A 16,270-nucleotide genomic window follows, 5' to 3' on the forward strand; every position below is an offset into this window, starting at 1 on the left:
TAGTATAGTTTATGATTCGATGATGCATCTTTCATTTTCTAGGAGCCTTGACATTTCATCCTTATCCCAACTTTTTTTCATGGCTTCCATTTTTTCCTTATGGTCTTTTTTAAGCTTCTTTCTAAAAATCGCCTCCACAAACCTCCTGACATCTGTTTTACTTTCCAGAATCAGTTTGGGAACTTGAGTAGGTTTGTCATCGTCTCCCTTCGCCACCATCGTAAAATAGCAAGTATTCGTATGCTTGACAGTACCGGATTTGACATTTTCTGCTATCACCTTGATCCCGATTACCATTGAGCTATTCCCTACATAATTGACTGAACCTTTGAGTGAAACCAATTCACCAACGGCTACCGGCTGTAAAAAATCCACTGTATCCACCGACACGGTGACACAGTAAGCACCACTATGTTTACTCGCTGTAGCAAATGCCACTTTATCCATGAGAGACAATAATATTCCTCCATGAATTTTACCACCGAAATTGGCATATGATGGTATCATTAATTCTGTAATGGTAGTCTGTGAAAAACTTACCGGTTTTGCTTTGTCTTTTTCCATAAATTATTCGGAAAATAGGAAAGAATACCAGAATTAAAAAGTCAAGTTACAGGACGGAAGTTACTTTCTTGGACTTTCAGTAATTTGTTGCTTAGAGAATGAAATCTATATAGTAAAAGGATGCCTGTCACTGTAAGTCCCACCAAAAGCCCAATCCAAATGCCTACTTCTTCCATACCCATATAAAAGGCAAATACATATCCCAAAGGCAGGCCAATCACCCAATAGGCGATCAACGTAACTATTGTCGGTACTTTCACATCTGACATCCCCCGCAAAGCCCCTAATCCAACCACCTGAATGCCATCAGAGAGTTGGAACAAACCGGCGATGATAAGTAATGTAGCGCTCATTTTGATCACTTCTACATCATCTATGTACAAGGATGGGAGGAATTCTCTGAAAGCGATAAAAAATATTGCTGTAACACTCATAAACATGGTCACCATCGCAAATATTGTAAAACCTACCTCCCTCAAACTGATGATATCTTTTTTACCCAATTGATTTCCTACCCTGACCATAGCTGCCGCAGACAAGCCAGAAGCCATCATATAACTTACGGATGCCAGATTGATGGCTATCTGATGTGCAGCAAGCGCATTGACCCCTATCCAACCCATCATGATTGCAGCTGTGCTAAATGCTCCTACTTCAAAAATAAACTGAAAACCTGTAGGCACTCCAATCCTCAATAATTTTGAAAGCATTGGAAAACTTAAATTCTTAAATCCAAAATTGAGTTCAAATGGTTTGTATCGTTTGGATTTCCATACATAGTATGCAATGGCTATACCCATGAGTACCCTTGAGATTAAAGTGGCCCAGCCAGCGCCATTTAGTCCCATAGCAGGAAAACCTAAGTTACCGTATATCAAGACCCAGTTCAGAAAAACATTTAACCCATTGCATACCAAGGTGATGTACATGGCTTGTTTGGTTTGAGACAATCCTTCTGCAAACTGTTTGAATGTCTGAAAAAACATAAATGGCAACAGAGATAAGGTAATGATAGCCAAGTAGGGAATGGCCAATACCACTACTTCTTCAGGTTGATTCAGAAAATTGAGCATTGGTGAAAAAAGAACAATGATCAAAAAAAGCATCACCCCTGTAAGCAGGTTAATTACAAAGCCATGGTTGAAAATTCTAGAAATTCTTTTAGGCCTTCCATTTCCGTCTGCCATCGCCACCAATGGTGTAATGGCCATAGATACACCTATCCCAAACATCAGGACGACGAAGAAAATACTATTGGCCAAGGAGGCTGCAGCCAAAGGTTCGGCTCCAAGTCTTCCCACCATCATACTATCGGCAACACCCACCAATACCTGTCCTAGCTGACTCAACATGACTGGATAAGCCAAGTAAAAAGTTTTGGAAAAATTTTCTTTGAAATTGAGCATCATTTACCCTTTAATATGATACAGGCTGGAATACCTGTAAATAATTGAGCACAAATTTATACCGAATTCTGCATAAATAGGTACTCTTTAGTGATAGATACCGCGACAACTCTCCGCAGGCTGAACAGAGTGCCTAGGTATCAAAACAATAGGTAAAACATAATTGATTCATGTTTTGTCCAAAAATAGGTTATTCATTCTCTGTAGGTTTCCTACGCAAGCTATCAGAGATTTTTCAACCGTGCTACTTTCAATAGCCCCGCAATAGATATTGCATCAGTTATTTTTCCATCCATCACCTGTTGAATGGCCTCTTTCAAGGACAATTTCACCACCTGAAGGTCTTCCGTTTCTTCAAATTCAGTTTCCCCCATGGTCAGGTTCTCCGCCAAAAACACAAAACCTTCTTCATCAGTCACCGAATTGGACGTATGGATTCTCATGATGTTTGTCCATTTTCTTGCAGTAATACCGGTTTCTTCTTTTAGTTCTCTTTTTGCCGAATCCAAGATATCCTTTTCCAAAAGACCTCCACCCATTGGTATTTCCCAGGAGTACTCATTCAATGTGTAGCGAAACTGACCCACCAGCCATGTATTACCTTCCTCATCGACAGGGATTATTCCCAAAGCTTTGTTTTTGAAAGAGACTTTGCCGTAAATGCCATCTTTCCCAGAAGGAATCACTACTTGGTGTTCTTCCACTTTGATCCAGGGATTTTGATAAATTTCTTTAGTCGATTTGGTTTTCCAAGGGTTTTGCATATTCTTAGACATAAAAAAAGGGTGACTTATCAGCCACCCCAAGTATCGATTTTTTTTGCTTATGCTGGTATAGGAAGTACTTTACTGTCCTTAAAAGTAGAAAGAATTACCATAGACTGCATAGAGTCAACTTCTTTGATTTCTGAAACTTTTTCCAACATGAGTTTCTGATAGGCGGTAATATCTTTAGCGATGATTTTCAAAATAAAATCCCCAGTTCCTGTAATGTGGTGACATTCGATAACCTCAGGAATCTGATTGATTTCTCTCATAAAAGCGTCGATGTTTCCTTTGTTGTGTCCGATTAAGCTGACCAACACAAAAGTACTTACACCAAGGCCGATTCTCTCTGGATCAAGCTTTGCATGGTAGCTTTTAATAATTCCTGATTGCTCTAATTTCTTAACCCTTTCCAATGTAGGCGCTGGAGAAAGTCCAATATCTTTGGATAGCTGGGCGTTGGTGATTTTGGCGTTCGCTTGTAAGATTTCAAGAATCTTTCGGTCTATTTTATCGAATTTCACTCTTATGCTATTATCCATGATTATATTATTTACAAAATTTTATGTTGTGCAAAGTTAATATTTTTTAAAATTGTTTTAAAACAATTCTCAACAAAAAACGAGCGAGTTTTCGAAATATTGTTATTTGAATGCTTGATTTTTGTGCTAGTAACAGGGCAAAATTTCCAAGTATTGAGAAATTTTCAAATTATCTCCTGTGTTTATATGACCAAGTACGGAATATCTCCATTAAAGTTTATTCTTTTTGATGTATTCTCTGGCTTCCTTGTGAGCGGGGTGTTTTCTTTTGGCATATTTCTTCACTTGATTGAAATATGTCTTCGCCATTTTCTTGTCTTTGGCCTCATTTGCCATTTTCCCAAGCGCAATCAGCGAATACAAATAATAACCGCTTTCCTGACTTTCGGACTCTTCTCCATATGACAAGGTTTTTAAATAATACTTCTTGGCTTCGCCTTTATTATTGATCCTTTCATTAAATTGAGCTATGTAAAAAGCCGCATACCTTCCACTGTTGGATTCATACCCAGTCCAATTTTCATCTATCCTATTTAATATAACTTCTGATACTTCTTTGGCTTCCATCACCCTACCTACAGTATATAACTGTCTGGCATATGACCTGTGGAAGTAAGGGTTATTGGGGTATTTATTGTGAAGGTATTCAGTGATCGCTAGAGCTTTATATGGCTGCTTTTCTTCTGCTCCATACAACCTAAAGAGGAAGTATTGGGCCTCTACCCTGGCATAAAATGCATTCTGAGCAACATCCTCTAGCTGTTGAAGCCCAAGATTCTTATCTCCCTTCGGAAAAAGAGCTACTACAGGTTTCAACAAGGGGTAATTTTCAGGGATCCAAACTGAAAAATAGTTGAAAAGTGCATCACCTAAAAGTAGCTCCGGGTTCAACTCATCCTCTCCCCTACTCAAATTGAGGTATTTCAATGCGTTTTTCCCTGCAAAAGTGGCTTTGGTCCAACTCTTACGCTCACTCAGTAAGCGGCCCTGAAAACCATATGCTCCAGCTAAGAAGAATGCTGCTTCTTTGTTTTCAGGATCTTCATCAAGTATTTTCTTTGCCTTATCGATCACAATATCCATCTGATTCAAAAATCGGGTATCGTACCTTTTATTTTCAATGTCAGGGGCAATCTTCCACCAAGTACTCAGTCCATTCAGAAAATAAGGCAGCGGATGCTCCGGATATTGGTATTGCATGACCCTAAACCCACGTTCTGCATTCTCAAAGTCAAAGTTATAAAGCGAATTGACATTTTCGGTAATCCTAAACTGAAGCCCTTTATCCAACAAGAGATAAGGGGAGTTATCATTTACAAAATCATCTAAAGGTGGCTCTTGGGCTTCTGTAAGAAAGCTGGAACATACCAGGAATAAGACAATGAAGAATTGGGTTTTCAACATACATATTTCAATTTTGAGGCAAAACTATAGTCAATTCCAAACAATCATTTAGATTTGGTAATATTTATTTAGAATTATGCCAAAAACGCACAGCCCAATTTCTCAACGAATAGAATCATCTTTAGATTTCGATAAACGTGTGTTTTTTTTGATTTTGGTTATTTTATTTTTGACCATTAGAATCATTACAAACGATATTATCATAAAATCAATTCCAGGGTATGAAGAATTGGAAGCTGACGGGGCTTTTTCTTACATGCATATTTTCAATACACTCAATTACCTATGGACACCATTTTCGCTGTTGTGGAAGTTTACCCTCACAGCATTTGTGATATGGACGGGTGCCTTTGCCTTTGGACACAAAGTTTCTTTCAAGGCACTCTGGCAATTTGTGATGGTGGCTGAGTTGGTTTTTCTTTTTCCTGAAATAATCCGGATGCTTGTATTTATCAATCCGGCAGAAAGCACTTCTTATATCGAAATCAAAAACTACTACCCTTTATCTCTACTTCAACTATTTGATGCAAGTGAAATTTCGGCGAAATACCTTTACCCCCTTCAAGCTATAAATTTCTTTGAGTTACTCTATGTGGCAGTACTTGTATTGGGTTTTCACACTTTGAGTTATAGATCTATCAGGGAATCATCAATAGTAGTGGTGTGCAGCTACTTTTTATTGTTTTTACTTTGGTTGTTGTTTTATATTTTAGTTTATCGAGGATAAAGCAAAGTTCAAAAAAAAAGCCTCCCATTAAAAAGAGAGGCTTTTTACTTTTTACAATGACCTTCTTTGACTTCTGGTAGGTACACCGTAGTATTTAAAAGCAGCAGCAATTACACCCGATTGTGGTGCTACAGGCCATTCCTTCTGGTCAAATCCAGGTGAATTTTCCAGTTTTTCCTTGTCTACGTCCAAGGTGATGACTTCTTCACCCGAGCTTTGTGCCCTTACAAATGACAGTGCTTCCCATGGGACTGCAAAATATTTGCTTCCAAGGTTTAAGAATCCACTGTTCACCGAAAGTACAGCATAAGCCACTTCGCCTGTGTCAGTGTATAACATAACTTCTTTGATCTCCCCTACGTCTTCATCTCTAAGGTTTTTGACATTGGTACCAACCACTGATGAGGCTGATAATAAAATGGTTGCATCTGGATTTTCCATATCGTTGTTATTTTTTGGTTAAATTTTAGAATTCATTACTATTCAATTAAATCCAATCTTAATGCCACCGACCAACTTATAGAAAATAAGATCCTTAAATTTGTAAGCTTACGATTCAAAAAATTCACAAAAATCAACATAAATGAATCCTTTATTAGAAATATTTTCAAGCCCTTTTGATACCCCACCTTTTGACAAAATCAAGAACGAGCATTTCTTACCAGCTATCCAAGAATGCATCGATCTAGCGAGAAAGGATATTAATGAGATCAAAAAAGCAGCAATCCCAACCTTTGAAAACACCATCGTCGCATTGGATAACGCAGGCGAAAGATTAAACGTGGTAAGTTCTGTTTTCTTCAACCTCAACAGTGCCGAAACCAATGAAGAAATCCAAAAACTCGCTCAGGAAATCTCCCCACTTTTAACAGCTCATAGCAATGATGTTCTTTTGGACGAGCAACTTTTTTCCTTGATTGGGCAAGTATATGCACAAAGGGAAAACCTTGACTTGAATGCTGAACAAAAGACACTTTTAGATAAAACTTACAAGGCTTTTGTCAGAAATGGAGCCAACCTAAATGATGACCAAAAAACCAAACTAAGGGAAATAGACAGAAATCTGTCGAAACTGAGTTTGAAATTTGGAGAGAATGTCCTTGCTGAGACAAATAAATATGAATTGGTAATAGAGGATGAAGCCAAACTTGAAGGGCTACCGGACGCCATAAAAGAAGCTGCAGCACAGACAGCCGATGAAAAAGGCAAAAATGGAAAATGGGTTTTCACCCTCGCTTTCCCAAGCTATATCCCATTTATGACCTATGCCAAGGATAGAGAATTACGTAAAGAGCTTTTCATAGCCTACAACACGAAATCCTGCAAGGGCGATGAATTGGATAATAAAAACAACATCCATGAAATGCTGCGACTCAAAAATGAAAGGGCCAACCTTTTAGGTTATGATACCCATGCTGATTTTGTATTGGAAGAGCGCATGGCAAAAAGTTCTCAAAAGGTAATGGGCTTCTTAGAAGAATTACTGGACAAAGCAAAACCAAAGGCTATAGAAGATATCCAAGAACTGACAGCTTTTGCAAATGAATTGGACGGTTTGGAGAAGCTTGAAAGGTGGGATTTCGGCTATTATTCAGAAAAACTTAAGAAAAAGAAATTTGCCGTTGATGACGAGTTGTTACGCCCATACTTTCAACTGGAAAAAGTAATAGATGGGGTTTTTCAATCTGCCGAAAAGCTCTTTGGAATCAAATTCGTAGAAAACAAGCAAATACCAAAATACCATCCTGAGGTAATCACTTATGAAGTTTTGGATAGTTCTGACAAACATGTTGCGGTGTTCTATGCAGACTTTTTTCCTAGAGCTGGAAAAAGAAACGGCGCCTGGATGACAAGCTATCGGGGGCAAAAGATAAAAAACGGCATTGAAGTCAGGCCCCATGTCTCTATAGTCTGTAACTTCACCAAGCCTACAAAAACCAAACCTTCCCTCCTTACTTTCAACGAGGTAACTACACTTTTCCATGAATTTGGACATGCCCTACATGGGATGCTGGCCAAAGGCACTTATGAGTCATTGACAGGTACGAGCGTTTATTGGGATTTCGTAGAACTTCCGTCTCAGATTTTCGAAAATTGGTGCTATGAAAAGGAGTGTCTCGATTTGTTTGCGAAGCATTATGAAACAGGCGAAAAAATTCCAGAGGATTTGGTAATAAAACTTAAGAAAGCATCAAATTTCCAACAAGGATATCAAACAGTCCGTCAGATCAGTTTGGGTTTATTGGATATGGCTTTCCATGGAACAAACCCTGAAAAAATCAAAGATATTCCGGCTTTCGAAAATAAAATAATGGAAAGAACCAAGCTACTTCCTGATGTAGAAGGGACAATGATGAGTACATCCTTTTCACATATCTTCCAGGGTGGCTATGCTGCAGGATATTACAGCTATAAATGGGCAGAGGTTTTGGATGCAGATGCTTTTGAGTTGTTTTTGGAAAAAGGGGTTTTCGATACAGATACTGCCACTTCTTTCAAAGAGCATATACTTTCGGCAGGAGGCACAGAAGACCCTACCATACTGTACAAAAGATTCAGAGGGAGGGAACCTCAACCCGAAGCCTTGCTCAAAAGGGCAGGACTGATATAAATTCAAAAAAGCCTCTGATGAATTTCAGAGGCTTTTTTGAATTTAAACATAATGTTTTGACGCTAAATTGAGGGTTATGGTAACTTCTCTATTTGATGCGATTCTGTGATAAATATCAATTAAAGTCAAATAGTACCTAATTGATATTCAAAATGGGTCTTTAATTTAATGTTCTCAAGCAATAATGAAACACCTTATTATTTCACTTTATTCTGAGCTTTTCTGAAATCCAAAGGCGGTGCAATATCTCCTATCAAAGGCTCATAAACATAACCATCTAACCTCTCATCAAACTCTTTTTTAGCTTCTTTGATCAACAATGGATTGAGGATTAGGTCCTTTCCTGTAAGCGCCATTGTTTTGGCAGCTACCATCATCCCCTTGTATCCTATACTCATGCCGTCTGCTGCAGTAGCTTGCCAAGAATGTGCAGCTGTACCAGGTACCCATGTAGCGGTTCCTAAGCCAACAGTGGGCGTTACATAGCTGACATCACCCACGTCAGTAGAAGCTGGGAAATGCGTCAATTTATAAGGCTGAACCTCTTTTGCAACTGTAAGCGAGGGAACTTTTGACATGTTGAGCGTTTCCTGAATTTTCTTGGCAAACTCAATTTCTTCATCATCATACTCTACACCACCAACGGCAGAAAGGTTTTTGTGCATGGTCTTGGCGAGGGTTTCGTTGGGAAGGAGACCATAAATACCAGAAACCAATTCCACTTCTACAGCTGTGCCTGTTCCCATAGCGGCGCCTTCGGAAGCTTTGATTACCCTCTGCCAGATATCCTTCACTTCTTTGACATCAGGGTGCCTCACCATGTACTCTACTACAGCATAATCCGGCACTACATTGGCTGCCAAACCTCCATTGGTAATCACATAATGGATACGGCTTTCTTGATCCACATGCTCCCTCATCATATTGACCATCATGTTCATTGCCTCCACACCATCTAAGGCAGACCTTCCACGTTCTGGAGAGCCAGCGGCATGCGCTGATTGACCTCTGAATTTGAAATACCCTTGCATTACTGCAGTACAGGTAGATGCATTGGCGGCATTTCTATCAGATGGATGCCAGTTGATCACAGCATCTACACCTTCAAAGAGACCTTCTCTAACCATAAAGGCTTTTCCAGCTCCTCCTTCTTCGGCAGGAGTACCAAATATTTTGATTGTTGCCTTTATGTTGTTTTCATCAATCCATTCCTTCAATGCTGCACCTGAAGCGACCACAGCAGTTCCAAAAAGGTTATGACCACAACCATGACCATTCCCTCCTTCTACCAATTCCATCCTAAAAGGAACGGCATCCTGAGAAAGGCCAGGTAAAGCATCGTACTCTGCCAAAAATCCGATTACAGGACCTCCTCTATCGTAAGTAGCGACAAATGAAGTAGGCAAGCCAGCTACTCCGGTCTCCACCTCAAATCCAGCAGATTTCAATTCATCTATTAAAATTTGGGATGAGGTAAACTCCAAATAACCAAGTTCGGGATTCTCCCATATTTCACGTGCTATCTTGTTATACCTTTCGGTATTTGAATCCAATTGACGGACAATGAAGGACTCATGATTGGGTTCTTGCGCATAGCTTAGGAAGCACATTCCAAAAGCTAGGAAGAAAAGAAATGATTTTTTCATAAAGTGATTGGCGAATAGTTTGTATAAAATATGCTCCTAAAAATAAGCTTTGCTTATTTTAAATAAAAGTAGAATTATAATAACCATTGCCGATAAAAGAAAAAAGGATATGTTTTTACATATCCCTTTTTAAATCCTTAATCCATTTGAAAAGCATTAGCTGTTATTAACAACATGTGCACTCTCTTGGGATCCATGTCAGATCACAATGAGGAACCCAACAAGGATCAACCAAACCACTGACGATACTGCCAGTAAAAGCCGGAATTTTTTGTCCTCGTTCATAGCTGTTTTTTTGATGAATATACAAACTATTCTGTTTGAATTCAATTTATCCACTTAATATTTTGCTATTCGACAGCTTCCCAAAGAAGAATTTACTCAATCAACTCATGGTAATGTTTTTGATTCTTGGACATATTTATCGCAGTCCATTCAATCTTCTTGTTGACCGGGTATTTTCTAACCCCACAATTACTGATTTGACAATAATGGCAGCACTTTTCCGGGATACAAGGATCAGAGTGAACGAAGACTTCCATTACTCCAGGCCAGTTGTCTTCAAGCACGGATTCAAGTTTCTCCACTTCGTCGTGTGCTTCCTGCAAATTGAGGTAATAAGGTAAAGTAAGGTGAAGGTCAATATGCCTGTCTCCACCATACTGTTGGACACGCATATTGTGAATATCTATCCAATTGGCCCTTCTGTTTTCGTTGATCAATTGTACTGTAGAGGTTACAGCAACTGGATCTGCTTCATCCATCAAACCTGCCACAGACCTTCTAACCAATCCATATCCTGAAAAAATAATGTAGAACGAGAAGAAAATAGCGATAATAGAATCAAGGAATTCATAATCGGTCATATAAATCACTCCTACTCCCAAAACCAAAAGTAAGCTTGTCATGGTATCGGTGAGTAAATGCTTCCCACTTGCTTCTAAAGTCAAACTGTTAAGTTGCTTGCCTTTTTTCTGTAAAATCATTCCAAAAATACCATTCACAAGACCTGAAAAAGTAACCAAGAGTATTCCTTCGAAGAGATTTTCCAGGTCATTTGGAAAGAAGAAATTATAAATGGCCTGATAAATGATAAATAATCCAGCAAGGATGATTAATGTACCTTCCACACCTGCACTGAAAAACTCTATCTTTCCATGCCCGTATGGATGGTTATCATCTCTTGGCCTTGAACTGAGGTAAATGCTGAATGAAGCAAAAGCAGCAGCAACTACATTGACTATACTCTCTAAGGCATCTGTCAATATAGCCGTAGAATTGGTAATGTAATAAGAGTAAAATTTAACAACCAGTAATACTAAACTGATGATAAATGCAAGTCTAATCCAATGCGCTTTTTCCTTTTCCACAATTCTTCTTTAAGGTTCAAAAATAGAATTTATTTAATAGAAAGTTTTTTGAAAACAGATTATTTAAAATTCTATCCTATAACTTGAATGATCATAATTTAAATCAATTTTCTCATAATCGGCTAACTTTTAACGACATGGAACAGCAAGACATACGTTTACCCAAATATTTGAAAATCCTGGCAATACTCTTACTCATCATTGCTATAGTATTCATCATGATTATAGGTCGAAACCTGCTGATTCCATTATTGCTGGCAGGATACATCTCTGCCTTGTTGACTCCTATCAGTGATTGGTTGGAAAGTAAAAAGTTTCCCAGAACTTTAAGTTCCATTATTGCATTGCTGACCGGTCTAATAAGTATTCTAGGTATCTTGACTTTTATCGGCCTTCAGGTAGCAAGCTTTACAAGGGATTTAGACAATGTTGGAGACAAGCTCAATACATATTTGGAAGATATCGATGGCTATATTTCAGATAAATTCAGTATTGAAACCGGTCTAAAGAATGGAATAGACAATGAATCCATCATCGAATTATTGGAAACCAATTCAGGCAGTGTAGCTGATGTCATTTTTAGCACATTGGGTTCTTTGACCTCTTTTCTACTTTTAACCGTATTCATTTTCTTTTTCCTTTTGTTTAGGTCACACCTTACTCAATTTGTGGCCATGATTTTCCACAGACATGACCCCGAAAATGTCAAAGCTGAGATTCGTGAATTAAAAAAAGTGGTTCAAAAATATATTATAGGTGTATTTAAAGTAATGGCCATTTTAGCTGTGGTAAACACAGCCGTCTTATTTGGATTAGGTATCAAACATGCTGTGTTTTTCGGGGTTTTTGCCGGAATTTTAAATATTATCCCATTCCTTGGACCATTCTTAGGGGCTATTTTACCAACGATTTTTGCTTTTCTGACAAAAGACAGTCTTTGGTATCCCTTTGGAGTAGTTATTTCTTTCCAGATCATACAGATTATTGAAAGTAATTTTCTGACTCCGAAAATTGTCGGAAGTAACGTCAATCTAAATGCATTTATCACTTTCTTGGGATTGATGGTGGGTTCTGCCATATGGGGGATAGCTGGTATGATTGTCATAATTCCTACCTTAGCATTATTAAGAGAAATTTTCACTTTGGATGAATCAACAAAGGCCTTTGCGTTGTTGTTTGGAGAAGAAGAAAGAGACAAAGACAAAAAGAAAACATGAAGTCACCCATACTTTCAATAGTATTATTACTTATGAGCTTATTACTCCTTTCATCCTGCGATAATGATGGGGATAAAAAAGGAAGATTTCTACTTAAGGGAAATGAAAAACTGAAAGAAAATGACACCAAGTCCGCCTTAGAATTCTACACAGAAGCGCTCAAGATTGACCCTGATTACAAAGATGCCCGGTATAATCGTGGAATTGTATATCAGCGACTCTTTAGGTTGGATGATGCCATCAATGACTACACCCATATCATCAACAAATCTCCCAATGACAGCCTGACCTTGTTCCAAAGGGGCTTATCTTATCTGGATAATGGAGAATTTTATAAATCCTTAGGAGATGCAGAGAAACTAACTGAGGAATTTCCTCTCAATTGGCAAGGTCATTTCCTTCATGGACTTGTACTGGATCAGTTCAAAAATCATGATGAGGCATTATCAGCTTTTGAAAGGGGACTCGTACTTGAGCCTTCCAATCCAGATCTCCTGGTCAATAAAGCTACAATTTTGTTTTATGCTAAAATGTATGATGAGGCTACGGAGATTTTAGAAAAAGCTGAAACCTTGAACCCTTCAGAAGCAAACATTTTCAACTTGCGTTCCATGATAGCATTTGAAAAAGAAAACTATCAAGAAGCATTGGACTGGGTAGAAAAAGCCATCCAAATTAATCCAAGACAGGCCTATTATTACAATAACAGGGGTTTGTATAAGCTTTACAAAGAAAATCTGGATGAAGGATTAGAAGATATCAATTACAGCCTCAAACAAAATCCTAAAAACTTATTTGCACTTAGAAATAAGGGAATCTACTATGTAATGAAATCGGAAAGAGAACTTGCATTGCGCTACCTTAAAGAGGTTGCAGAAAAAGATCCTGAAATGGAATTGGTTGAAATTTACTTACAAAAAGCTCAAGCGCTCTGATTGACAATATTAAGAACCTCTTTGATCTTCTTCAACAGCTCAGCTGCATCTATAGGCTTGGCGACATATCCTGCAAAACCCGTTTGTTCGATTTTGTCCATTACCTCGACTTTGTCCGCAGCCGATAAAGCCAAAATTGGTACTGTTGAAAATTCCCTGATTTTCTCTGTAGCCTCAAATCCATTCATTACAGGCATTTGAATATCCATCAAAACACAGTTGAATTCCCCTTGCTCCATGGCTTCTACTGCCAGCTTTCCATTATTGACCCTTTCGTACTGGATTCCCCATTTTTTAATGATTTTACCCAGTACCAAAGCATTGACATCGTTGTCTTCTACCATCAAAAGCCGTACTTCAGAAAGTGCTGATGGACCTTTTTTTGTCGGTTTACCTTCACCCCAACCACCTTGGGAAGATTCAGGCACATTGAGTTCCCCATTTGAAGCGATAGATATTTCTGAGGAGGAAATATTATCTATTTCAGAATGCTGTACATATACTTTTTCAAAATCAATTTCAAAAAAGAAAGACGAACCTACATTTGGCTCAGAATGTAAATCAATCTTACTGTTCATTAAATCCAACAATTTCTTTGTAATGGAGAGTCCCAATCCGGTACCTCCATATTTTTTACTGAAGGAATGTTGGATTTGATCAAATTCGTTGAATATTCTGTCCTTATGTTCTTTTGCTATTCCAATTCCATTGTCACTCACTTCAAAATACACCCTTACCTTTGAATCAGTCTGTGACTTGAGTTCAATGATGACGTCTACGTTTCCGTTTTTGGTAAACTTCAAAGCATTTGAAATCAAGTTGTTCAAAACCTGCGCTATCCTTACTTTATCTCCTTTTACCTCCAAATCAAGATTATTCTTAAACTTTAACTGGAGCTGATTGCCGCTATCTTTAGCATGAAATTGAAGCCCTTCTATCACCCTTTTGACGACTGTCTCCAGGTTCATTGGGCTTTTTTCCAAAGTCAGCTTACCCGCTTCTATTTTTTGGAAATCCAACAAGTCATTGATCATCGTGATCAGATTTTCCACCGCAAAATTAATGGTATTAAAAGCTGACTTTTGAACTGGAGTATGTTCATCCTGTAACAAAGAGTATAAAGATCCCGAAATGGCATTCAAAGGAGTCCTTAATTCATGACTGATGATGGAAAGAAATTCAGACTTGACCTGACTTGCTTTCATAGCCTCTTCTCTAGCATCATGAAGCCTATCCTCAAACATTTTCTGGTCGGTGATATCAGTCAGGTATCCATACCATACGACATCTCCATTTTCAAGCAACTCGGGTTTAGCTGCACCTTGTACCCATTTAAAGTCAGAGGTACCAGGTTCTTGAATCCTGAATTTGCAAGTCCAAGGGCTCAATTTTCTGGCAGATGAAACAGTCGAAGTCAATACTTTGGCAATATCCTCTGGGTGCACTTTTGAAATGGCTTTTCCAACATCATTGAATTCAGCAAACTCTGTCTCACCCAGATCCAAAAGATTTTTGATCCCTGGGCTTAGGTAAGAAAATTTCATCTCTCCCTCTTTGTCCAACACAAATTGATAAAGTGCTCCTGGAATATGCTCTGTGAGATGGTGTAGGAAATCGCTAGGTCCTGCGGATGTCTTAACGGGAGCCTCTCTATCTGAAATATCTCTAAAAATGGAAACCACTAAAGTTCTTCCCTGAATCTGGATAAACTTCGCATTTACCTCTGACAACATTTCTTTCCCCGCAGAATTGATCACAGCACTTTGGTATACTTTGCTACCTGAGGAAGTCAACTGCTCTACATGGGAATCCCATATTTCTTTTTCAGCTAAAATCGGTTCAAAACCTGAAATTTTATCAGGGAAACCAATCTGATCATCTGGAGCAAACTTAGTTCTGGCAGCCTGATTGGAATAGATGATTTTCCCAGAAAGATCGGTGATGACCATCGGGTCAGGGCTTAAATAGAACAGCTCACGGTATACATCGAGCTGGTTATGTTCTTCGAATGTCGCAGTTATATCCTGTACAGTTCCAAAAACCCTTGTCTCCCTATTATTTTCTTGCTTGGTCTGCCCGATTAATTTGACCCATTTTGAGCGTGCACCCTCTACCGGTACCTCAAGAGTCAGCTCAATACCTTTTCCAGTGACCATCATTTCGGATAAGGAATCTTTCAAAAGCTGTCTGTCAGAATCTTGAAAAATTTGAATGGTTTCTTCTAAAGTCAAGACTCCTTCAGTCTTAACTTCCAAGAGTTGTTTCAATGAATCCGTTAAAGCAACAGTATTTGCCTGAGTCGAAATTTCAAAAAACCCTAAATTGGTAACCCCCTCGCACAAGGCGTAAAATTCGTTCAAATTTTCTTTTTCAAGGAGTTCAGTTTTAAGCGCTGTCACATCTCTGGCCATAGCATAGAACTTCCCAACTATAAAATGAACATGAAATTCAAACCATCTGTACTCTCCTCCTTTTGAAAGCAGCCTAGCCACAAACTGACTGTTTTTTCTCTCTTGCCGGATATCAAAAGTAAGTGCCCTCACATGTTCGATATCATCAGGATGAAAATAACTACAAAGTTCTATATTGACAATTTCCTCGGGAGAATAGCCCAGCATCGGTTTGATCGAATTACTGACCCATGTAAGATAAGTTTCCTGACCTATTCCAATCAGGTCTACTGTATTCCTAAAAAAGTATTGTGAGTCTTTTTTTGTAGGCAAGCCCTGCCCTCTCATTTCTTTACCCTTGTAAAACAAAAAGTAATTGGAAGCATTTTCCTGTGGAAGCTCAAGAAAAAAGGTGTATTCCACACCCATAAAATTAAGGATCATCTCCTCATTAAAAATGTAAGAATTGATATCCAAACCTAAACCAACCAAACTCTTTTCTTCTAAAAACTGTCCTATCAAACTTTCAAAAGCCTGATTGCTATAAAAAATATTGTAGGGATAAGTATCATCCGCCAAAAAAACCATCTCGCTGGATTCGTAGATGATTTTCTTAAAAGTACTGTTAATACCTCTCTCTTTCATAGAAGGCAGTTTATAGTTTTACAATTTAGAAAATTGAATAGGGTGATTC

The 16,270-nt window shown here is 38.4% G+C and carries 13 protein-coding genes; 4 read left to right on the plus strand and 9 right to left on the minus strand.

What is annotated here, in order from left to right:
* Positions 1–9 precede the first annotated feature (9 nt).
* The 5 genes from CLW00_RS08255 to CLW00_RS08275 form a co-directional block, all read right to left on the minus strand.
* Positions 10–564: an acyl-CoA thioesterase gene (locus CLW00_RS08255; protein WP_106133207.1), complete on the minus strand. Its 555-nt coding sequence runs from the start codon at positions 562–564 to the stop codon at positions 10–12.
* 41 nt (positions 565–605) lie between these two features.
* The gene (locus tag CLW00_RS08260) at positions 606–1,973 is read right to left on the minus strand and encodes an MATE family efflux transporter (protein ID WP_106133208.1); all 1,368 of its coding nucleotides are present in this window, start codon (positions 1,971–1,973) and stop codon (positions 606–608) included.
* A 221-nt stretch (positions 1,974–2,194) separates the two neighbouring features.
* Positions 2,195–2,746 (minus strand): NUDIX domain-containing protein, encoded by a 552-nt coding sequence (locus CLW00_RS08265; protein ID WP_245917199.1) that lies wholly within the window; start codon positions 2,744–2,746, stop codon positions 2,195–2,197.
* A 47-nt stretch (positions 2,747–2,793) separates the two neighbouring features.
* Complete coding sequence (locus CLW00_RS08270; protein ID WP_106133210.1) at positions 2,794–3,276, minus strand: Lrp/AsnC family transcriptional regulator; 483 nt, start codon at positions 3,274–3,276, stop codon at positions 2,794–2,796.
* Positions 3,277–3,486: 210 nt separating this feature from the next.
* Complete coding sequence (locus CLW00_RS08275; protein ID WP_106133211.1) at positions 3,487–4,680, minus strand: tetratricopeptide repeat protein; 1,194 nt, start codon at positions 4,678–4,680, stop codon at positions 3,487–3,489.
* A 76-nt stretch (positions 4,681–4,756) separates the two neighbouring features.
* Here CLW00_RS08275 and CLW00_RS08280 point away from each other — a divergent pair, with 76 nt between their 5' ends.
* Positions 4,757–5,407 (plus strand): sulfate ABC transporter permease, encoded by a 651-nt coding sequence (locus CLW00_RS08280; protein ID WP_106133212.1) that lies wholly within the window; start codon positions 4,757–4,759, stop codon positions 5,405–5,407.
* 51 nt (positions 5,408–5,458) lie between these two features.
* Here the strand turns inward: CLW00_RS08280 and CLW00_RS08285 are convergent, their stop codons facing one another.
* Positions 5,459–5,848 carry a PRC-barrel domain-containing protein gene (locus CLW00_RS08285; RefSeq protein ID WP_106133213.1) on the minus strand — a complete coding sequence of 130 codons (390 nt, stop codon included), beginning with the start codon at positions 5,846–5,848 and terminating at the stop codon, positions 5,459–5,461.
* 142 nt (positions 5,849–5,990) lie between these two features.
* On the opposite strand from CLW00_RS08285, the gene CLW00_RS08290 reads away from it, so the two are divergent.
* Positions 5,991–8,018, plus strand: coding sequence for a M3 family metallopeptidase (locus tag CLW00_RS08290; protein ID WP_106133214.1), 2,028 nt, complete (start codon positions 5,991–5,993; stop codon positions 8,016–8,018).
* A 197-nt stretch (positions 8,019–8,215) separates the two neighbouring features.
* Here the strand turns inward: CLW00_RS08290 and CLW00_RS08295 are convergent, their stop codons facing one another.
* Positions 8,216–9,664, minus strand: a complete 1,449-nt coding sequence (locus tag CLW00_RS08295) for an amidohydrolase (protein ID WP_106133215.1) — start codon at positions 9,662–9,664, stop codon at positions 8,216–8,218.
* 377 nt (positions 9,665–10,041) lie between these two features.
* Positions 10,042–11,034 carry a cation diffusion facilitator family transporter gene (locus CLW00_RS08300; protein WP_106133216.1) on the minus strand — a complete coding sequence of 331 codons (993 nt, stop codon included), beginning with the start codon at positions 11,032–11,034 and terminating at the stop codon, positions 10,042–10,044.
* A gap of 137 nt (positions 11,035–11,171) precedes the next feature.
* Here CLW00_RS08300 and CLW00_RS08305 point away from each other — a divergent pair, with 137 nt between their 5' ends.
* Together CLW00_RS08305 and CLW00_RS08310 are read left to right on the plus strand one after the other, a co-directional pair.
* The gene (locus CLW00_RS08305; RefSeq protein WP_106133217.1) at positions 11,172–12,251 is read left to right on the plus strand and encodes an AI-2E family transporter; all 1,080 of its coding nucleotides are present in this window, start codon (positions 11,172–11,174) and stop codon (positions 12,249–12,251) included.
* Positions 12,252–12,283: 32 nt separating this feature from the next.
* Positions 12,284–13,186, plus strand: a complete 903-nt coding sequence (locus CLW00_RS08310; RefSeq protein ID WP_245917200.1) for a tetratricopeptide repeat protein — start codon at positions 12,284–12,286, stop codon at positions 13,184–13,186.
* Here CLW00_RS08310 and CLW00_RS08315 read toward each other — a convergent pair.
* Positions 13,174–16,221, minus strand: a complete 3,048-nt coding sequence (locus tag CLW00_RS08315) for a PAS domain-containing hybrid sensor histidine kinase/response regulator (protein ID WP_106133219.1) — start codon at positions 16,219–16,221, stop codon at positions 13,174–13,176. The two genes, CLW00_RS08310 and CLW00_RS08315, sit on opposite strands and share 13 nt — an antisense overlap.
* Positions 16,222–16,270: the final 49 nt, after the last annotated feature.

Source organism: Mongoliibacter ruber, from assembly GCF_003003005.1.
Classification (GTDB): domain Bacteria; phylum Bacteroidota; class Bacteroidia; order Cytophagales; family Cyclobacteriaceae; genus Mongoliibacter; species Mongoliibacter ruber.